This window comes from Saccharopolyspora sp. (assembly GCF_017434145.1).
Classification (GTDB): Bacteria; Actinomycetota; Actinomycetes; order Mycobacteriales; family Pseudonocardiaceae; genus Saccharopolyspora_C; species Saccharopolyspora_C galaxeae.
Genome location: NZ_JAFRFW010000339.1, coordinates 1 through 15,114, shown reverse-complemented (window position 1 = coordinate 15,114; position 15,114 = coordinate 1). Strand labels below are relative to the sequence as shown.

9 protein-coding genes and 2 pseudogenes are annotated in these 15,114 nt (G+C 71.2%); 6 read left to right on the top strand and 5 right to left on the bottom strand.

The window, feature by feature from the left end:
* Window positions 1-433: pseudogene (locus IJH84_RS09480) on the top strand (hypothetical protein); the annotation flags it as partial.
* Between the two features lie 9 nt (window positions 434-442).
* On the opposite strand, the gene IJH84_RS09475 reads toward IJH84_RS09480, so the two are convergent.
* Window positions 443-1,072, bottom strand: a complete 630-nt coding sequence (locus tag IJH84_RS09475; protein ID WP_200070888.1) for an HNH endonuclease — start codon at window positions 1,070-1,072, stop codon at window positions 443-445.
* Between the two features lie 288 nt (window positions 1,073-1,360).
* On the opposite strand from IJH84_RS09475, the gene IJH84_RS09470 reads away from it, so the two are divergent.
* From IJH84_RS09470 to IJH84_RS09450, 5 genes are all read left to right on the top strand, one after another.
* Window positions 1,361-3,445, top strand: coding sequence for a prolyl oligopeptidase family serine peptidase (locus IJH84_RS09470; protein WP_295142815.1), 2,085 nt, complete (start codon window positions 1,361-1,363; stop codon window positions 3,443-3,445).
* 193 nt (window positions 3,446-3,638) lie between these two features.
* A complete protein-coding gene (locus tag IJH84_RS09465; RefSeq protein WP_200070886.1) occupies window positions 3,639-4,619 on the top strand; it encodes a mechanosensitive ion channel family protein in 981 nt (326 codons plus the stop codon).
* Between the two features lie 22 nt (window positions 4,620-4,641).
* Window positions 4,642-5,034 carry a globin gene (locus IJH84_RS09460; RefSeq protein ID WP_200070885.1) on the top strand — a complete coding sequence of 131 codons (393 nt, stop codon included), beginning with the start codon at window positions 4,642-4,644 and terminating at the stop codon, window positions 5,032-5,034.
* A gap of 19 nt (window positions 5,035-5,053) precedes the next feature.
* Entirely contained in the window at window positions 5,054-6,286 is a 1,233-nt protein-coding gene (locus IJH84_RS09455; protein WP_295142810.1) for an alpha-amylase family glycosyl hydrolase, read from the top strand.
* Window positions 6,287-6,417: 131 nt separating this feature from the next.
* A complete protein-coding gene (locus IJH84_RS09450) occupies window positions 6,418-7,722 on the top strand; it encodes a heparan-alpha-glucosaminide N-acetyltransferase domain-containing protein (protein ID WP_295142807.1) in 1,305 nt (434 codons plus the stop codon).
* A gap of 81 nt (window positions 7,723-7,803) precedes the next feature.
* Here IJH84_RS09450 and IJH84_RS09445 read toward each other — a convergent pair whose 3' ends face one another.
* The 4 genes and pseudogenes from IJH84_RS09445 to IJH84_RS09430 all read right to left on the bottom strand — a co-directional run.
* Window positions 7,804-8,445, bottom strand: a complete 642-nt coding sequence (locus IJH84_RS09445) for a hypothetical protein (RefSeq protein ID WP_200070882.1) — start codon at window positions 8,443-8,445, stop codon at window positions 7,804-7,806.
* A complete protein-coding gene (locus IJH84_RS09440; RefSeq protein WP_200070881.1) occupies window positions 8,438-8,881 on the bottom strand; it encodes a thioesterase family protein in 444 nt (147 codons plus the stop codon). Before IJH84_RS09440 ends, IJH84_RS09445 begins: the two co-directional genes overlap by 8 nt.
* Window positions 8,882-9,032: 151 nt before the next feature.
* Window positions 9,033-13,973 (bottom strand): NAD-glutamate dehydrogenase, encoded by a 4,941-nt coding sequence (locus IJH84_RS09435; protein ID WP_295142802.1) that lies wholly within the window; start codon window positions 13,971-13,973, stop codon window positions 9,033-9,035.
* A 122-nt stretch (window positions 13,974-14,095) separates the two neighbouring features.
* A pseudogene (locus IJH84_RS09430) lies at window positions 14,096-15,114 on the bottom strand (hypothetical protein); the annotation flags it as partial.

Below are 15,114 nucleotides of genomic sequence, written 5' to 3'. Positions count from 1 at the left end.
CGGCGTCCGGATCAGCGGTGCGGCCGGTGTGCGGATCAGCGGCGAGCAGCGCGGTGTCCGGATCAGCGGGCACAGCGGCGTGCGGATCAGCGCGGCCCACGGTGTGCGGATCAGCGGCGCAGACCGCGGGGTGCGCATCAGCGGGCAAGCCGGCGTGCGGATCAGCGGTGCGCAGCATGGCGTGCGGATCAGCGGCCAGCATGGCGTCCGGATCAGCGCTGCGGCCGGCGTGCGGATCAGCGGCGAGCAACGCGGTGTCCGGATCAGCGGAACCGAGCGCGGAGTGCGCATCAGCGGGCAGTCGGGCTTGCGGGCCGGCGAAGCGCAACGCGCCGTCCGCATCAGCGGCGAAAACCGCGGGGTCCGGATCAGCGGCGCGGACCGCGGGGTCCGGATCAGCGGCGGTGCGGAGCTCGCCGGTGCGGCGGCCTGAGTGCGGCGGCTACGCCGCGGCCTCACCCAAGTACGGCAGCCACTGCGGATCGGTCTCCGTCAGGCCCGCGATCAACCGCCAGTTCCGCCCGCGCGGCGCACGCGGCGCCACCGGCAACGACCAGCCCAGCTCGCTCAGCGTCTTGTCCGCTTTGCGGTGGTTGCACTTGGTGCAGCAGGCGACGCAGTTCTCCCAGGCGTGCGGGCCACCCCGGCTGCGCGGTACCACGTGGTCGATCGTCTCGGCGCGAACTCCGCAGTACACGCAGCGGTGCCCGTCGCGGTGCATCAGCGCGGAGCGGGTGAGCGGCACCCGGCCGCGGTAGGGCACCCGCACGAAGTTGCTCAACCGGATCACGGACGGCACCTGGTGGCTGGCGGTGGCCGAATGCAGCATCAGCCCCGCGGAGTCGCCGTGCACCACCTCGGCCTTGCCGCAGACCAGCAGCACGATGGCCCGGCGCAGCGGAAGCGCGGTCAGCGGCTCGAAGGTCGTGTTCAGCAGCAGCACCCGCCGCTTGCGCCACGACGCGGGAGGATCACCCGACGGTCCGGCAGTCCGGGACGGAACCGAGCACAGCCCGGTCCGGGGCGCCAGCCCGTGGGCTGCGCCCGTCGGAGTCGGTTTTCGGTCGGGCACGCGACCACCTCCACCGTTCGGCAGGACCAGTCGACCACAGACGCTGCCCCGAACGCACGTGTGATTCGCCACGTGCTGGCGGCGCGGTGGCGATGCGGAGATCGCTACGACTGCCGGGGAACACCGGGCCCGCCCGTGGACGCCGGGCACGACCGCCGGTACCCACGCCGATCGTATTGCTTCGGATGTTGATCGTTCAGGGTGAATTCGCCCGACACCGCGGCGAGGCCGCCGCGGCGACGCTTCGCACCCGTATCGTCGGCGGACGTGAGCAAGGTTGCGCCGCCCATGTCGTATCCCCCCGCCGAACGCGCTGACACCGTCGACGAGCTGCACGGCAGGCGGGTCGCCGACCCGTACCGGTGGCTCGAGGACCCCGCGGACCCGCGGACCGAGTCCTGGTCCAAATCGCAGGACGAGCTGGCTCGCGCCTGGCTGGAGGAGCTTCCCGGCCGCGCCGAAACCGGCGAGCGGCTGCGTTCGCTGCTCTCGGCCGGTTCGGTCTCCGCCCCGGTTTGGCGGGCAGGCCGGGCGTTCTTCACCCGCCGCGATCCCGGGCAGGAATTCCCGGTGCTGTACCTGCGGGAAAGCGACGGCTCGGAACGCCCGTTGCTGGACGTGACGACCATCGACCCGAGCGGGCTGACGACGCTGGACAGCTGGTCGCCGAGCTTGGAGGGCGAGCGGCTGGCGTACCAGATCTCGGTCGGCGGCGACGAGGAATCGCTGCTGTACGTGCTGGACGTGACCACCGGTGAGCAGCTCGAAGGCCCCATCGACCGGTGCCGCTACTCGTCGATCTCCTGGCTGCCCGGCGGCGCGGAGTTCTGCTACGTGCGCAGGCTGCCGCCGGAAGCGGTTCCGGACGGCGAGGAGCAGTTTCACCGCAGGGTGTGGCGGCACCTCATCGGCAGGCACCCGGACGACGACGAGCTGATCCACGGCGACGGCCTGGACCACACCTTTTATTACGGCACCGGCGTCTCGCGGGACGGCCGCTGGCTGCTGATCGGGGGGAGTCCGGGCACCGCCCCGCGCGACTCGGTGTGGATCGCCGATCTGACCACCGGGGGCGAGCTTCGGCAGATCGTGGACATCTCCGCGGACGTCGAGGTCTCGGCCTGGGTGGAGCGGGACGGGCGGCTGTACGTGCTGACGACGCTGGGCGCGGACCGCTGGCGGCTGTGCGTGGCCGACCCGGAAGAGCCGGAGCCGCAGAACTGGACGGAGCTGATCCCGGAGGAACCGGACTCGGTGCTGGAGGCGGTGCGCTGGTTCGACGACGGCACCGACGACCCGAAGCTGGTGGTGCTGCGCACCAGGCACGCGGTCTCCGAGCTGACGCTGCACGACCCGGTCACCGGTGAGCGCACCGCGGACGTGCCGCTGCCGGGCACCGGCCAGATCACCGCGCTCACCACGCTCGACGAGGACACCGATGGCGACGCGGACCGGTTGTGGATCGGCTGGACGGACTTCGCGACCCCGCCGTGCGTGCACGTGTACTCGCGGGCCGAGGGCCGCACGCGGATCGCCGAACGCGCTCCGGGCGCGGTGGACCTGCCGGAGGTGCACACCTCGCAGGTCACCTACACCTCCAAGGACGGCACCGCGGTGCGGATGTTCGTGCTCGCGCCCGCCCGCGAACCGGACCACCCGCGCCCGGCGATGCTCACCGGCTACGGCGGCTTCTCGCTGTCGATGGAGCCCGGCTACTCCACCATCGCCCTGTCCTGGGTCGCCGCGGGCGGCGTGTGGGCGGAGCCGTCGCTGCGCGGCGGCGGCGAAGAAGGCCAGCAGTGGCACCGGGCCGGGATGCGGGAGAGCAAGCAGAACGTCTTCGACGACTTCCACGCCGCGGCAGAGCACCTGATCGAGACCGGCTGGACCACGCCGGGTCAACTGGCGATCACCGGCGGCTCCAACGGCGGTCTGCTGGTGGGCGCCGCGCTGACCCAGCGCCCGGAGCTGTACCGCGCGGTGGTGTGCTCCGCGCCGCTGCTGGACATGGTGCGCTACGAGAAGTTCCTGCTGGGCCGCACCTGGAACGACGAGTACGGCACGGCCGAGGATCCGGAAGAGCTGGACTGGCTGCTGTCCTACTCGCCGTACCACGCGGTCACCGAAGGCACCGCTTACCCGGCCGTGCTGCTGACCGTCTACGAATCGGACACCCGGGTGGATCCGAACCACGCGCGCAAGATGTGCGCGGCGCTGCAGCACGCGACGAGTTCGGATCCGGCGCAGCGGCCGGTTTTGCTGCGCAGGGAGACCGAGGTGGGACATTCCGCGCGATCGGTGTCGCGTACCGTGGGGCTCGCGACCGACCAGATCGCCTTCCTAGCGGAGGCCACCGGGCTCCCCCTCGCCTGAGCGGTCGCTTCCCGGAACAACGTCGCAGAAGGCACGGGCGACACCGCGCGGCGGCGAACAGCGACGGGTTTGTGGACGGCGGGGCGTCCGCAAACCCCGAAACGCTTCCGCCGGCACTCGCGCAGGTGTTCCGCCCGGTCTTCGGCGAGCCATAAGGTCGATCGAAGCCCCCGAGCATGGAGACCCCCGACCCATGACACCCCCGCTGTTGACCCAACCCAGCTGCGTCCAGGACGACGGCAGCTGGTGTCAGACGGTGTTCGACCTGACGAACAACCAGTGGCTGGCGATGTACTCGGACCTGCTGATCGCCAAGCCGCTGAGCATCCTGCTGATCGTGCTCGTCGCGCTCGTGCTGCGCTACTTCGTGCACCGGACGATCTCCCGGTTGACCCGCGGCAACGGCGGCAAGACACCGAAGCTGCTGCAGCCGCTCAAGGAACGCCGCAGCGAATCCGCCGGTGCGGCGCTGCTTTCCGAGCGGCGGGCGCAGCGCGCCCGCACGATCGGCTCGGTGCTGAAGTCGCTGACCTCGTTCCTGATCTTCGGCCTCGCGCTGGTCTACATCCTGAAGTCGCTGGGCATCGAGCTCGGACCGATCCTGGCCTCGGCCGGGGTGGTCGGTGTCGCGGTCGCGTTCGGCGCGCAGAACCTGGTGCGGGACTTCCTGTCCGGGATGTTCATGATGGTCGAGGACCAGTACGGCGTCGGTGACGTCGTCGACCTCGGCGAGGCCCTCGGCACGGTCGAGGCCGTGGGCCTGCGGGTCACCACGCTGCGCGACCTCAACGGCACGGTCTGGTACGTGCGCAACGGCGAGATCCTGCGCGTCGGCAACTCCAGCCAGGGCTTCGCGGTGGCTGTGGTGGACTTCCCGGTCTCGCACTCCAGCGACGTGGAGAAGGCGATCGAGGTCGCCACGAACGTCGCGACCGAGGCGGCCGCGCGCGAACCGCTGTCCACGAACGTGCTCGAGCCGCCGGAGATGCTCGGCGTGGACCAGATCACCTCGGACACGATCACGCTGCGGCTGACGGTCAAGGTCCGGCCGAGCACCCAGTGGTCGGTGCAGCGCAGGCTGCGCGCCGAGATCAAGCGCGCTTACGACGACGAGGACATCCACCCGCCCTACCCGAACGGCCGACCGCAGTACGACTCAACGGCCCAGGTATGACATCGACCAGGTGGAGGGGAGGATGGGAGTCGTGAGCGCACCGGAGACCTTCTACGAGCAAGTCGGCGGCGAACCCACCTTCCGCTTCATCGTGCGGCGGTTCTACGAGGAAGTGGCCAAGGACGAACTGCTCCGCCCGATCTACCCGGAGGAGGACCTCGGTCCGGCCGAGGAGCGGCTGCGGCTGTTCCTGATCCAGTACTGGGGTGGCCCGACCACCTACTCCGAGCAGCGCGGGCACCCGAGGCTGCGGATGCGGCACGCCCCGTTCAAGGTCGGACCGACCGAGCGCGACGCCTGGTTGCGCTGCATGCGCATCGCGGTGGACGAAGCCGGCCTGGCGCAGGAGCACCGCGAGCGGCTGTGGCAATACCTGGAAATGGCAGCGCACAGCATGATGAACTCCTGGTTCTGAATGAGAGCTTGTCCCGGAGATGAATGCGTTCGCACCGCTGCAGGGGGTCTTGACCCCGTGGTGGCACGATGCGGTCTTCTACCGGGTCGATCTGCGTTCGTTCGCCGATTCCAGCGAGGACGGCGTCGGTGATCTCGACGGTGCGCGCGGGCGGCTCGGGTACCTGGAGCTGCTGGGCGTGGACGCGCTGTGGCTGACCGCGCTGCTGGCGGCGCCGCTCACCGATGAGCGCGGGCGCAGCGTGGACCCGGTGCTGGGCGACGTGCGGTCGTTCGAGCTGCTCGTCGAGGAGGCGCACGACGCCGGGCTGCGAGTGGCCGTGGACGTGGCGGTGCAGCGCTCACTGGCCGGTGCGCTGAGCGGACGTCCGGAGTTCGCGGAAGCGGTGCGGTTCTGGCTGGACCGGGGCATCGACGGCCTGCGCATCAGCGCGGTCCCCGGTAACGCCGAACCCGCAGGCGAAGCGGTGCGGGAGGCGCTGCGGGCACTGCGGCCGGTGTTGTCGGACTACCCCGACCGCGGGGTTGGGGTGCTGATCGACGAAACCTGGTTCGACCGCTACGACGAACCGCCGGACTGGGACATCGGCATCGACCTGCGCCTCGGGCGCACCGCGTTCAACGCGGGCGCGCTGCAGGAGATGATCACGCGGATGCTCGCGTCGGCGGCGGGCCTCGGGGTCCGGCCGGTGTGGGTGGCCACCAGCGACGACCGGACGCACCCGGTGGCCCGGTTCGGCGGCGGTGCCACCGCGCAAGCTCAAGCGCGCGCGTTGGCGTTGGTCACGTTGGCGCTGCCGGGGGTCGTCGGGTTGGACAACGGTGAGGAACTCGTGCTGCCACCCGGCGCCTCCGGCCGGCTTTCGGGCGCGCCGGTGCGCAGCCCGATGCCGTGGGAAGGCTCCGAGCCGCCGTTCGGTTTCTCCGCCGCGCCGGCCGGCTGGTGGCCGATGGACGAGAAGTGGGTGGAGTACACCGTCGAGGCCCAGCTGGAGAACCCGGCATCGGCGCTGTCGCTGTACCGGCGGGCTTTGGAACTGCGCAAGGAGCACTCGGCGCTGCGGGGAGATCGCGTGGACTGGTTCGGCGCGCCGTCGGGCTGCTTCGCGTTCCGCAGGCAGCCGGGCAACCTGACCTGCGCGTTGAACGCCTCACCGGACCCGGTGGCGTTGCCTCCGGGAGAGGTGTTGCTCTCCAGCGGAGAACTGGACGGCGACCGGTTGCCGGGCAACACCGCGGTCTGGCTCGTTTGATCGCGACACGCCGCCGGCCAGGCCGGATGTGATCGCGGCCTCCACGTTGCTGACCATGGGCCGGGGCGGAAGTACCCGCCCGGTAAGTTGTCGTACGCCCGAGTTCCGCCTCCCGTCTCCAGCAGGACGTCATGACCGCAGCGAGCCCGGCACCGCACAACGATGCCAAGCCGAGCGTTCAGCGCCCCCGAACCGGCCGCGCCCCGCGGCTGCTGGGCGTGGATCTCGCCCGGTTCGTCGCCGTCTTCGGCATGTTCGTGATCCACTTCGGTGCGCCGTTCAGCGGTGGCGCCGTGGAGCTCGCGCTGGCCGGCGCGTGCAGCGGCCGCGCGACGGCGTTGTTCACGGTCCTCGCCGGGGTGTCGCTGGCGATGCTGACGGGTCGCCGCACCCCGTTGACCGGGCAGAAGTTGCGGGACGCGCGGAAGCGCATCGCGGTGCGCGCGGTGCTGCTGGTGCTGATCGGGCTGCTGCTGGCCACCTGCACCGACGCGACCGGGTTCCTGCTCACCGTGATCATCCCCTTCTACGGGGCGTACTTCCTGCTCGCGCTGCCGTTCGTCGGCATGCGGGCGCGCGGGCTGGCGATCTCGGCGGTGCTGATGGTCGCGCTCGGACCGCAGGTTTCGTACCTGCTGCGGGCCGCGGTCACCGAGGGCAGCCCGGTGGCGATGATGGTCGAAGCGGTGAACTCGATCGATCCCGGCCACCTGATCGGTGATCTCGGGGTGCTGGACCTGCTGCTGCTGGACTTCTACCCGGCGACGTCCTACCTGGCGCTGGTGCTGGCCGGGCTGGCGGTCGGCAGGCTGGACCTGCGCTCCGGCGCGGTGCGGCTGCGGCTGGCGCTGGGCGGTGCGGGCCTGGCGGCGCTGACCTACACCGTTTCGGCGCTGCTGGCCGGACGCCTGCCGGACGTGCTGATGGAGGGCACCGTCCCGGTCGGGCATCCCGAATTCCTGCTGGCCGCCCGCGCGCACAGCGGCTCGTCGTTCGAGCTGCTGGGTTCGCTGGGCGTCGCGGTCGCCGTGCTGGCGGGCTGCCTGGAACTCGCCGACCGCGCGGGCCGCGCGGTGTCCCCGCTGGTCAAGGCGGGCTCCATGGCGTTGACGCTGTACGCGCTGCACGCGCTGGTGATGGCCTGGCAGGTCGTCGTCGGCGGCTGGCCGCTGAGCGGGGTGCCGGAGACGCTGGCGAATCTCGCGAGCATGGGCCAGGACGTGTCCGGCATCCCGGACTTCCCCGCGTTCCCCCCGGACGGGCACCGGCCGGTGGGCTTCGTGGCGTTCCTGAACATGTACATGCCGGAACTGTTCCTGCTGTTCTCCATCGGGTTCGCGGTGCTGTGGAAGCAGTTCTTCCGGCGCGGCCCGCTGGAGGGCGCGGTGAGCTCGGCGGTCGACGCGTTCATGGCCCGCACCACCCGCTCGGCCTGACGCGGCCCGTTCTGACAGGGGCGCGGCCGCTGCGGTTCCGCTACCCGGACACCTGCCGAGAGCAAGATCAAAAACAGCTTCTCACATCAGCAGCGGCAGCAAGGCGTGCCTGCGGCGGACCACGGCGCCGAAGCGGCAGTCCAGGCGCAGCCAGGAATCGGTGGCGCTGACCCGCACGATCTCCGACTCCGGCGGCGCGGACGGTAGGAAACCCATCCCGGAGACCACGAACAGGCAGCGCAACGGCACCTTCACGTCCAAGCCGCCGCCGCTGACGGTGAACACCTCCTGGTCCATCAGCGAAGCGGGCGGCGTGCCCTTCGGGCCCACGTTCTCCTTCGCCACCCCGACGCCCTGGTCGGCGACCTCGCCGACCAGTTTCGCGGGCAGGTCGTCGACCTTGCGCCAGCCCTCGGCCGGCGGCAGCTCGGACCGCCACAGCAGGTCCCGCGGCGGGCCGGGATCCATCTTCGGGCCACCGGCGACCGTCAACGCGGCCAGCAGCTCGTTGCCGGAAACGCTCAGATCGGCCGGATCGGCCTCGCCCTCGACCGAGCGCGTGCACAACGCGTCGAACGGGGTCGCCGACCACACGTCGATGCGGCCGGTCCCGCCGCGGTTGCGCAGCCGGATCACCGCCTGCGAGTCCAGCCGCACGGACCGGGCCACGAAGGCGCCGAGGTCGTCGCGCTCCACCTGGTCCGGCATCCGCAGTTCAGGCACGGTGCAGTCCCGCTTCCTCCGCGGCCGGGGTGAGCTGCCACTCGGTGAGGAACGCCGTCTCGTCGGCGGTGAGCCTGCGCGGGCGGCCCGCCTTGAGGTCGTACGGCACCAGCACCGTCTCCGCGGTGGCCACCGCCTCCGAGCCGCGCGCGAACGCGGAGTAGTCCAGCACGAACGACGCGGCCTTCAGCTCCCGCACCGAGATGCGCACCTGCAACGTGCCCGCCGAGTAGGACACCGGGGTGTGGTAATCCACGACCACCCGCGCCACGACCATGCCCTCGGCCATGCCGAGCATGCCCTGCCTGCCCGCCTCGCCGAACAGCAGCTCGGCGCGGGCCTCTTCCAGCAAGGTCACCGTCCTGGCGTGGTTGAGGTGCCCGAACGCATCCATGTCGGACCAGCGCAGGGGGACTTCGGAGACGAATGCGCCCACTACTCGGCGTCCTTCCGTTGTCGGCGAATGGGGGCTGCCCCAGATCGTAGTCGGCCGTGTGCGGCGCCCTCGCCGGTCAGCCCCACCCCGTGCGCCCGTCGCCGACACCCGGCCCGGCAACACCCCACCAAGGGCGTCCGGGCCGGGCTGCTCAGCGGACCATGCTGCGCAGCTGTCGAGTCGCTACCGACAGCGTTGCCAGGTCCAAGCCGCCGGAACGCTTGATCTCCTCCAGCGAGGTCCGCGCCCGCCCGATGCGCGAGGCGTTGGTGGCCTCCCACTGCGCGATCTTGTCCGCGGCCGGTTCCTCGGGGTCGCTGGTGCGCAGCACGTCGATCGTCAGCGCCCGCAGCGAGGCGTAGAGGTCGTCGCGCAGCGCCAGCCGGGCCAGCGAGTGCCAGCGGTTGCCGCGTTCGAGCTCGTTGACCGCCAGCAGCAGCCGCTCGATGTCCAGGTGCTCGGAGAGCTGGTAGTACAGCTCGGCGCTTTCCCGCGGACTGCGTTCCGCGCTGATCCCGGCGTCCCGCTCGGCCAGCTCGGCCACCTCGGTGATGTCCAGCAGCGCGTAGGTGTCCAGCAGCACGCCGATGCGTTCGGCCAGGTCGGCCGGAACGCCCTCGTCGATGAGCCGCCGCGTCTTCTCGTCCGCGCCGGTCGCCGCACGCCCGCACAGCAGGCCGCGCACGCTGCCGGACAGGTCGGCGACCACCGGCCGGAACCGGCTGATCTCGGCGCCGATCGCCAGCGGTTGCGGACGGTTCTGCAGCAGCCAGCGCGACGTGCGGTCCAGCAGCCTGCGGACCTCCAGCACCATGTCGTCGGCGACCCGGGTGGGCACCACGTTGTCCAGCGCTTCGATCCGCCGCCACAGCTGCGGCAGGTCGTAGACGTCGGTGGCCACGGCGAACGCGCGCACCGCGTCGGTGGAGCTGGCCGCGATCTCCTCGTTGAGCCGGAACGCGTACGACACGCCACCGCCGTCGACGACCTCGTTGACCAGCAGCGTCGAGGTGATCTCGCGGCGCAGCGGGTGCGCGGGCACCGCGTCGCCGTAGCGCTCGCGCAGCGGCTGCGGGAAGTAGTCCGGCAGCCTGCTGCTGAACGCGTCCGCGTCCGGCAGGTCGCTGGCCAGCACCTGGTCCTTAAGCGAGAGCTTGACGTGCGCGAGCAACGTGGCCAGCTCGGGCGAGCTGAGCCCGGCACCGCCGCGTTCCCGCTCCCGGCACTCCTTCTTGGTCGGCAGCGCCTCCAGCTCGCGGTCCAGCTTGCCGCTCTCCTCCAGCGCGCTGATCTGCCGCGCGTGCACCGACATCATCTGCGCGGCGTGCTGGCGGGAAACGCCCAGCACCGCGTTCTGCCGGTAGTTGTCGGCCAGCACCAGATCGGAGACCTCGTCGGTCATCTCGGCCAGCAGCTCGTTGCGCTGCGCACCGTCCAGGCGCCCTTCCGCGACCAGGTGGTCCAGCAGCACCTTGATGTTGACCTCGTGGTCGGAGCAGTCCACCCCGGCGGAGTTGTCCAGCGCATCGGTGTTGACCATGCCGCCCGCGCGGGCGAACTCGATGCGGCCGAGCTGGGTGAGCCCGAGGTTGCCGCCCTCCCCCACGACCCGGACGCGCAGCTGGTCGCCGTCCACCCGGACCGCGTCGTTGGCCTTGTCGCCGACGTCGGCGTGGGTCTCGGCGCCGGACTTGACGTAGGTGCCGATGCCGCCGTTCCACAGCAGATCGGCCGGTGCCTGCAGGATCCGCTTGATCAGCTCGGCGGGCGGCAGCTCGCGCACCGCGTCGTCGATGCCGAGCGCGGTGCGCACCCGGTCGTTCAGCGGGATCGACTTCAGCGAGCGCGACCAGACCCCGCCGCCTTCGCTGATCTTGCCGCGGTCGTAGTCGTCCCAGCTGGAGCGCGGCAGCTCGAACAACCGCCGCCGCTCGGCGAACGAACTCGCCGGGTCCGGATCCGGGTCGATGAACACGTGCATGTGGTTGAACGCCGCGACGAGCTTGAGGTGCTCGGACAGCAGCATCCCGTTGCCGAACACGTCACCGGCCATGTCGCCGATGCCCACGACGCTGAACTCGTCCCGCTGGGTGTCCACGTCGAGTTCGCGGAAATGCCGCTTGACGCTCTCCCACGCGCCCTTCGCGGTGATGCCCATCGCCTTGTGGTCGTAGCCGACCGAGCCGCCGGAGGCGAACGCGTCGCCCAGCCAGAAGCCGTAGGAACCGGCGACCTCGTTGGCGATGTCGGAGAACGTCGCCGTCCCCTTGTCCGCGGCCACCACCAGGTAGGTGTCATCGCCGTCGTGGCGCACCACGTCCTGCGGCGGGTCGACCTCGCCGCCGACGAGGTTGTCGGTCAGGTCCAGCAGGCCGGAGATGAACATGCGGTAGCAGGCGATGCCTTCGTTGCGGCCCGCCTCCCGGTCCGCGCCCGGATCGCCGGTGGGCAGCGGTGGCCGCTTGACCACGAACCCGCCCTTCGCGCCGACCGGCACGATCACGGCGTTCTTCACCGCCTGCGCCTTGACCAGGCCCAGCACCTCGGTGCGGAAGTCCTCCTGGCGGTCCGACCAGCGCAGCCCGCCGCGCGCGACGGAGCCGAACCGCAGGTGCACGCCCTCCACCCGCGGCGAGTACACGAAGATCTCGTACTGCGGGCGCGGCTCCGGCAGGCCAGGGATCTCCTTCGGCTCCAGCTTCATCGCCAGGTAAGGCCGGGTGCCTTCGCCCGCGAAGTAGTTGGTGCGCAGCGTCGCGCGGACCAGGCTGAGGTAGCTGCGCAGGATCTTGTCGGCGTTGAGGCTGGTGACGTCGTCGATCAGGGAGGTCACCGCGCCCGCCAGCTCCTCCTGGCGGCTCGCCCGCTCGTCGGCGGCCAGCTTCGGATCGAAGCGCACCTCGAACAGCTCGGTCAGCGCCACCGTGATCTCGCGGTGGGTGAGGATGACGTCGGCGATGAACTCCTGGCCGTAGGCCACACCGGTCTGGCGCAGGTACTTGCCGTAGGCGCGCAGCACCGCAGCCTGCCGCCAGCTCAGCCCGGCGCGCAGCACCAGCGAGTTGAACCGGTCCACCTCGGCGTCGCCCAGCCACGCCGCCCGGAACGCGTCCTCGAAGCGTTCCCGCAGCGTGTCGAGGCGTTCCGCGCCGCCGCTTTCCAGCAGGCCCGGCTCGACCCGCAGGCCGAAGTCGTAGATCCAGTAGCGGTGGCCGGTTTCCGGCACGACCTCGTACGGGCGCTCGTCGACCACCTCGACGCCCATGCTCTGCAGCACCGGCAGCACCCGCGACAACGTCACCCGCTCACCGGCGACGTAGATCTTGAACCGGCGCTCGCCCGGGGTGGCATCGCGCGGCGTGTAGAAGGACATGCGCAGGTCGCGCTCGTCGGACAGCGACTCCAGGCGGCGCAGGTCCAGCAGGCCCTCGCCCGCGCCGAAGTCCTCCTTGTACGCCTCCGGGAACGACGCGGCGTAGCGCTGCGCGGCCTCGCTGGCGGCCTCCGAACGGCGCACCCGGCGCGGTCGTCCCGCGACCTCCGGGGTCACGTCGAGCTCCTCCACCATCTGGTCTTCCCAGGTGTGGATCGCGTCGGAGAGCCGCTCCTGGATCCGTGCCAGGTCCGGCTCGGCCTGCGGGCCGGACCTGGTGTGCACCACGAAGTGCACCCGCGCCAGCGTCGACTCACCGACCCGCGTGCTGTATTCGAGGCTTTCGCCGCCGAGTTCGTCGAGCAGCACCTCCTGCATCGCCAGCCTGGAGCGCGTCGTGTAGCGGTCCCGCGGCAGGTAGACCAGGCAGGAGAAGAACCGGCCGTAGGGATCGCGGCGCACGAAGGGCTTGAGCTTGCGGCGCTCGGCCAGCGCCAGCACGCCGATCACCGTGTCGCGCAGCGTTTCCAGGTCCGTGGAGAACAGCTCGGTGCGCGGGTAGTTCTGGATCTCCTCCAGCATCCGCTGGCCGGAGTAGGACTCCATCGGGAATCCCGCGCTGTGGATGGCTTTGCGCACCCGCCGCTCGATGAACGGGATGTCGAGCACGTTCTCGTGCAGCGCCGTGGTGGTGAACAGGCCGAGGAAGCGGTGCTCCCCGGTGACTTCGCCGTCGGCGCCGAAAGTCTTCACACCGACGTAGAACGGGTGCACCGAACGGTGCACTGTGGACGGTGCGCTGGCCTGGGTGAGCACCAGCAGCTCGCCCGCGCGGGCGCCCGCCAGCACGTCCGGGCAGCTGGTCCGGTCGCGGGCGGCGACGTCGTCGCTGCGCAGCACCCCGAGGCCGGAGGCGAGCACCGGCTGCAGGTGCTGCGCGCCGTCCTGCTCGACGAGTTCGTTGTGCCGGTACCCGAGGAAGGTGAAGTGCCCCTCCGAGAGCCAGCGCAGCAGCTCCGCGCCGTCGTGCACCTGCTCGGCGGGCAACGGCGGCGGTTGCTCGTTCAGCGCGTCGGCCAGCGAACGGGCCTTCTGCAGCATCCGCTCGGTGTCCTCGACGACCTCCCGGACATCGCTGAGCACCGTGAGCAGGCCCTGCTCCAGCTCGCCCAACCGGCTCGGATCGGTGATCCGGTCCACTTCGACGAACATCCACGACTCGGCCAGCGCGTCCTGCGGCGGCGCTCCCGGATCGGCTTGCGGGCGCACGTCCAGCAGCGCGCCGGCGGCGTCGCGGTGCACCACGATGATCGGATGGATGATCCGCTGCGTTTGCGCGCCGTTGCGGGTCAGCTCGGCGATCACGCTGTCCACCAGGTACGGCATGTCGTCGGTGACCAGCTGCAGCACGGTGGCCGGGTTCGCCCAGCCGTCCTCGTCGGTGCTGGGGTTGGTCACCTTCACCAGCGGGCGGCCCGCGGGACGCTCCGCGGCCAAGGCGTAGTGCGAGCGCAGCGCGGCGATCAGCTCGTCCGGCTCGACGCCGACGAGCTCCTCGGCGGGCACGTGCCGGTAGTAGGTTCTGAGCAGCTCACCGAGATCGGCCGCGGTTTCCGCGGCGCGGTCGAGCAACCACGCCTTGGCGGCTTCCGGGTTCTCCGGCGCGCCCGGGTAGCCCGGGGCGGGACCTGTGGTCGAGGAACGGGATTTCGAGGTCATCTTCAGGCTGCTCCACGCTTGACGGCACCGCGTTGTGCCAGGACGTTTCCACCCTAAGCCCGCTGGACCGCTCACCGGCGGGGAGGGAGCACCGTTGCTCCCGGCTCGTTCGGCACAACGTCTCAGTAGCCGCGCGACGTCCAAGAATCGTGCGGCGAAGGGGAATCCGCGGGTCTGCGGTGCCGCGCACCGGGCGCGGCGGAGTCCGAAGTGGACTCTTGGGGTGGTCGCGCGTCCGCGTCCGAGTGCCTGCTCGCGCGTTGCCCGTCGTCGTGCTCGTCGCCGCGCCTGCCGTTCTCGTAGGCCAGCAGGGCCTCGGCGAGCAGGTCCGCGAGGCCGACTTCTCCTTGCGGTGAGTCCTGCGCCTGTTGTTCCGCACCGCGGTGCCTGGCGAGCAGTTCCGCCGCGGACCGCGCGTGCTCGGAGGAGGGGTCGGCGTGCCTGCTCGCCGGTTCCGCAGCGTTCGCGCCGGTGGATTCACCCAGACCGCGGACTCCCGGGCCGGGCAGCAGGTTGTCGGCAGGGGCCTGCGACCCGTCGCCCGCATCGCCGGTTCCGCGCTCCCACGGCGCCGAATCCCACAGCGAGGCACCCGGGTCGGAGGCCGCGGGCGCAGCCGCTTCGTCCGGGTCGGCGTGCCTGGCCGCTCGGCGACCGGTCGCGCGGTGGTCCTCGCCCGCGTACGCGCTCAGGTAGCGATCCGCCCACGAACCACCGGAGCGCGGTGGATCGTCGAGCTGTTCGGCATCGGTACGCAAGTAGTCGTCAGCTGCGGGAGCGTGCCGGGCCCCGCCGCGGGACTCGTTCTCGCGGTCCTGCGTCATGGCGAGGCTCTCGCGGATCTCGGCCAGCGAACGCCCGTGCGAACGGCGGCCGCCGTCCGAGGGCTCGGCGAACTCGTCCAGCGCACCGAGCCGATCAGCCGCCGAGTCCGAGTACGGCGAGGCGGAGTCCTCGGCCTGCGGTGCAGCCGGGCGCTCGGTACCGCCTGCCGGTTCCACCGCACCCACCTGCACGGCATCGCCGTGCGGCTCCGCGTCGTCCTCCGGCACCGCGATCACCGGCATGATCGCGGTGACGTCCGGTGCGGGCGGCTGCTCGTCCCACCGGTCCGCAGCGCGCGCGGTTTCCCACGGCGGGT